This is a genomic window from Bacillota bacterium (assembly GCA_029961055.1).
Classification (GTDB): domain Bacteria; phylum Bacillota; class Sulfobacillia; order JAIMAT01; family JAIMAT01; genus JAIMAT01.
Genome location: JASBVM010000013.1, coordinates 1 through 4948 on the forward strand (window position 1 = coordinate 1; position 4948 = coordinate 4948).

The 4948-nt window shown below is 75.6% G+C and carries 4 protein-coding genes; all 4 read right to left on the reverse strand.

The features are described 5' to 3' along the window. Positions 1-1199 (reverse strand): copper ion binding protein (locus QJR14_05425; GenBank protein MDI3317040.1); only part of this gene is annotated, 1199 nt, incomplete at its 3' end. A 374-nt stretch (positions 1200-1573) separates the two neighbouring features. After that, on the reverse strand, positions 1574-2665 hold the full coding sequence (locus QJR14_05430; GenBank protein MDI3317041.1) for a hypothetical protein: 1092 nt from the start codon (positions 2663-2665) through the stop codon (positions 1574-1576). Between the two features lie 83 nt (positions 2666-2748). Then, positions 2749-4593 carry an amidohydrolase gene (locus QJR14_05435; GenBank protein ID MDI3317042.1) on the reverse strand — a complete coding sequence of 615 codons (1845 nt, stop codon included), beginning with the start codon at positions 4591-4593 and terminating at the stop codon, positions 2749-2751. Beyond that, the coding region (locus QJR14_05440; GenBank protein MDI3317043.1) for a fatty-acid--CoA ligase at positions 4594-4948 on the reverse strand (355 nt) is incomplete at its 5' end.

The following is a 4948-nucleotide window of genomic DNA, read 5'->3' on the forward strand; positions in this document are numbered from 1 at the left end:
GTGCCGGTCTTGTTGATCGTGGCGCCGACCACCTCGTCGCCCTCGCGCTTCTCCTTCGGCAGCGACTCGCCGGTCAGCATCGATTCGTCCACCGCCGAGTAGCCCTCGACCACCACGCCGTCGACCGGGATCTTCTCGCCCGGGCGGACCACCACCAGGTCACCCGCCTGGACGTCCTCCACGGGCACGTCCACCTCCCGGCCGTCCCGGACGACGCGGGCGGTCTTGGCCTGGAGGCTGAGGAGCGCCTGGATGGCGGCGGAGGTCCGCCCCTTGGCGATGGCCTCGAGCAGCTTGCCGACGATCACCAGCGTGATCAGGATGGCGCTGACCTCGAAGTAGAAGCCGGTCCGGGCGACGGCCGGGTCGAAGAGGCCGACGACGCTGTATCCGTAGGCGGCGCTCGTCCCCACCGCCACCAGCACCGCCATGTTGGCGTTCAGGTGCTTCAGGTTGTAGTAGGCGTCGCGGTAGAAGGTCCAGCCGGGCCAGAACTGCACCACACTGGCCAGCGCCCACTGGAGCCAGGGGTTGCCGAGCAGGCGCATCCAGGGCTCGCCCTCCGCCCCCAGCGCGTGGCCGATCATGGCCACCAGGAGCGGCGCCGAGAAGACCGCGCCGATCCAGAGCAGCCGCCGCCAGCGGCGAATCTCCCGCTCGTGGACGCTCTCGCCCTCGGGCGCCGCCCCTTCCTCCGCCGCGGGGCGGGCGTCGTAGCCGACGTCGCGGATGGCGCGGACCATCTCCTGCGGCGTCACCGCCGACGGGCTGTACTCGACGTAGGCGGTGTTGGTGGCCAGGTTGACCCGCGCGTCGATCACGCCGGGAAGCGAGCGGAGCGCCTCCTCGTTCGTCTGGACGCAGGTGGAGCAGGTCATGCCCTCGATCTCCAGCTTCACCCTGGCCGTGCGCACCTCGTAGCCGCGGTCGCGGACGGCCGCGATCATCGCCGGCACGTCGACCTTCTCCGGGTCGTAGACCACGCTCGCCTTCTCCGTGGCCAGGTTGACGTTGACGGAGTGCGTCCCGGGGAGCTCCTCGAGCCCCTCGGTGATGGTGGCCACGCACATGGCGCAGGTCATGCCCTCGATGTCCAGGGTCACGCGCGCCATCGGCCTGCCCGGCGCCTCCGCCTGCCCGGGCTGCCCGGGCTCGGGCTGCCCGGACCCCTTTTCGGCCAGTCGGAACTGCGGCTCCACCGAAGCCTCCCCCTTTCACGCGGACCGGTCCCGGGAGCGGTCCCCGGTTCGCTGGTCGCCACGATGCGTGGTGGGGAGCGGATCCTCCCTTGGATACCCCCACGGTGTATCGGGTAGTTAGAGCATAATCCCGGCGGGCCGGGTGCGACAAGCCGGTCGCTGCGGTGGCCGGCGACGGTGGTGGTCGTGCGGTGGCAGAGGCAAGCGGGACGGAGGGCGCCGCCCGGCGAGAGGGGTCCGAGAACTCCGGCACGAATGGATGTCATGGTGTAGAAAGTGACGTCATGGTGTCTCTTCAGGATGTACCTCTGCTGCCAGAGCCCACGCTCTCCGCACCGCCCCACGCCGTCCCGGAACCCGCGAACCCGCACAGCTCACCGCGTTTCGGGCAGCAGCACGCCCCAGACCGCCGGCCGGCCCCGGGCCGGCTCCGAAGGCGCGTGCGCCGGCCCCAGGAAGAGGAAGCCGCTGCCGTCCGCCACGGGCCAGGCTGGGCCGCCCGCGAAGGGAAGGAGCCGGACCTGGACCGGGCCCTGGAAGTCCACGAGAAGATAGCGGCGCTCCCTGGCGCCGGCCTCGCGTCCCGCCGGCTGGCGAGAGCCGCCGGCTCCCTCCGCCCGCCGGACCAGCTCCACCAGCAGGAGTCTCCGCCCCGGCAGCCAGCGGAGTGCGGCGACGCCCGCCTCCCGCACCGCCGGGTCGCGGGCGGAAGCCTCCCATAGTGTGGCCACCCGATCGCGTCGGCTGTCCCATGCGCGCAGCACGAAGCTCCCCGGCCGCCCACCCTCCGCCGCAGCCGCCCAGACCAACCAGCGGCCGTCCGGGGACCAGTCGAAGGCGCGGTCGCCGGCGAGGCGGCCCAGCGCCCGCACGGGGGCCCGGGAACCGGTCCCGCCGGCGGCCAGGCTGAGGCATTCCAGTCGCCCGCCGCGGGCCAGCGCCACCTGGCTCCCGTCCGGAGCCAGCCGGAAGGCCGTCGCTCCACGCAGGACGCCGGATACGAAGGTCCGGCTCTCCGCCATCGGGTCGGCCAGCGCCAACCCGTCCCCGCTCGGCCAGGCGACCCGGCCCGCCTGCGTCACCTGGACCGCGTCCGGCGCCCCCGTCCGGCCCAGCCGCTCCTCGTGGCCACCCAGGAGCCGATAGACCACCGCGAAGCTCCCGTCCTCCCGCCGCACCCCGATCACACCCAGGCCGGTCCGGTACCAGAACGCCGAACGCCAGCCGCGCGCGAGCCTGCGCGGGGCCGCGCGGGAGCCGGCCCCTTCCTGGACGTAGACGTCGCCCGAGGAAGTCACCCAGAGCGCGCTCCCGTCGCGCGCCACGTCGATCCGCTCCGCGAAGGGCGCCACCGGAGCCGGTTGAAGAGGCTGCGTCGGGAGCGGGCGGACGACGGGGCCGCCCTCGGCAGGACGCGACAGGCTGCAGCCGCCGAGCACCGCCAGGAGGAGCGCGGCGAGGGCCACCAGGGGGACGCCGCGGCAGCGGGCGGGCCGGCGGTCGCGGCGGCACCCGCGCCCGCGGGCTGTCCGCCCAAGGCCCGGACCGGTCATGGCGCGGGCGGCCGCGGCAGCCCGGCGACCACGGTTCCCAGCACACCCCCCTGCCGCGGGATGGGGTCGCGAAGCGGATCGAAAGCCAAGATGGTCATGTCGGCCGCGCGGCCCGGCTCGATGCGGCCGAAGCGGTCCTCCAGGCCCGCCGCCCAGGCACCGCCTTCGGTGTAGAGGGCGAAGGCCTGGGCCGGGCTCAGCCGCTCCGCCGGGAACCAGGGGTCCTCTCGCGCCGGGGAGGCCGGGCCGGAACGGGGGCGCCGGATGGCGGCGTCGATCCCGCTCAGCGGGCGGAGGCTTTCCACGGGAGCGTCCGAGCCTCCCGCCAGGCGGGCGCCGGCGGCGAGGAGGCTGCGCCAGGCGTAGGACGTCCGCGCCCGCTTCGCGCCCAGGCGCGCCTCGGCCCAGGCCGAGTCGGTGAGGACGAAACCGGGCTGGACGTCGAGGACGAGGCCGGGCGCCGCCATCCGTGCCATCTGGTCGGGGCGGAGCACCTGGGCGTGGACGATCCGGAAGCGCGGGCGCGGCCTCCCCCGGGCCGTGGCCAGGCGGGGGGCCACCGCCTCCCAGGCGGCGAGGGCCGCGTCGACCGCGGCGTCGCCGATGGCGTGGACCACGGGCGGGAGCCCGAGCCGGGCCGCCTCGGCGGCGCGCTCGGCCAGGAGCTCCGGCGGGAGCGCCGCCAGGCCGCGCCAGGCCGGGTCGCCGGACTCCGCCGCGTCGGCGTAGGGCCGGCTGAGCCGGGCCGTCCGGCCGCCCAGGGCGCCGTCGGCGAAGAACTTGACGCCGGCCACCCAGGCCCACTCGTCCCCGCTTCCCAGGGTGAGGCCCGCCTCGGCGATGCGGCCGAGCGCCTCCTGGCGGAGGAGCAGGCCGAGGCGGAGCGGTGGGCGCGAGGGAAGCGAAGGGGAGGCCGGGTCGGCGATCGCTTCCTCGTCGAGGGCGCGGCGCCAGAGCCGGAAGAGGCGGAGCGGGTCCTGCCGCTCCACCGGGCCCAGGAGGCCCAGGTCCTCGCTGTGCACCTGCGTCAGTCCCAGCGCCTGCGCCTGGCGGATCGCCGCGCGCATGGCGGCCACGGCCCGGCCCTCCGCGGGCGGCGGCAGGACCGAGCGGACCCGCTCCAGGGCGGCGTCCCAGACCGTGCCGAGCGGGTACCCTCGCTCGTCGCGGTCGATGCGGCCGCCCGGCGGGTCGCCCGCCAGGCGGGTGAGGCCGCTCCGGCGAAGCGCCTCGCCGTTGAGCACCGCCCCGTGACCGCAGACCCGCTCCAGCACCACCGGCCGGTCGGCCACCGCCGCCTCCAGGTCGCCGGCTCTCGGCAGCCGCCGTCCCGGCCAGCGGCTCTCGTCCCAGCCCCGTCCCACGATCCAGGGGAGGTCGGGCCGCTCCGCCGCAAACCGCCGCAGGGCCGCCTGGAGCTCTTCGAGCGAGCGCACGCCGCCCAGCTCCAGTTCCTGTGCAGCCAGGCCCAGCGCCAGAAGGTGGGCATGGCTGTCGACGAGACCCGGTACGAGCCAGGCTCCCCGCAGGTCGACCACTTCGGTCCGCGGGCCGCGCAGGGCGAGAACCTCGGCGGGGTCGCCGACGGCCCGGATCACGCCCCGCGTCACCGCCACCGCCTGGAGCCCCTCCCCGGCGGCGGGGGCGCCGCCTGTCTCCCCCCGCTCCCCCGGCCCCGGCCGCTCGACGGCCGAGAAGGCGACGACCAGCCGGGCGCCGGTGAAAATCCGCTCGGGCGCCTCTCCTTCCTGCTCTCGCGCGACCGGTAGCGGTCCGGCCGGCCCCGGAGCGGCCGGCCCCGGAGCAGCGATGGGTCCGGGATCCGTGCGGGACGACGTCACCTACCGACCCCCGGCCGGCTGTGCCGACGCCTGCGCCGCCACCGCGCGGCGGAGCACCTTGCCGGTGGGGCCCAGGGGAAGCTCCGACACGAAGCGGTAGGTGCGCGGCCGCTTGTAGTCGGCCAGGTTCTCCTGGCAGAGCTGGCGGAGCTCGGCCTCGACCTCCTCCGGCGGCCGGCCGCTCTCCGGGCGGAGCTGGACGAAGGCGGTCACCGCCTGGCCCCTCCGCTCGTCGGGCAGACCGACGACGGCGACGAAGGCGACGTCGGGGTGGCGGGTGAGCACCTCCTCCACCTCGGTCGGGTAGACCTTCTCGCCGCTGGTGATGATCCGGTCCGCCTTCCTGTCGACCATG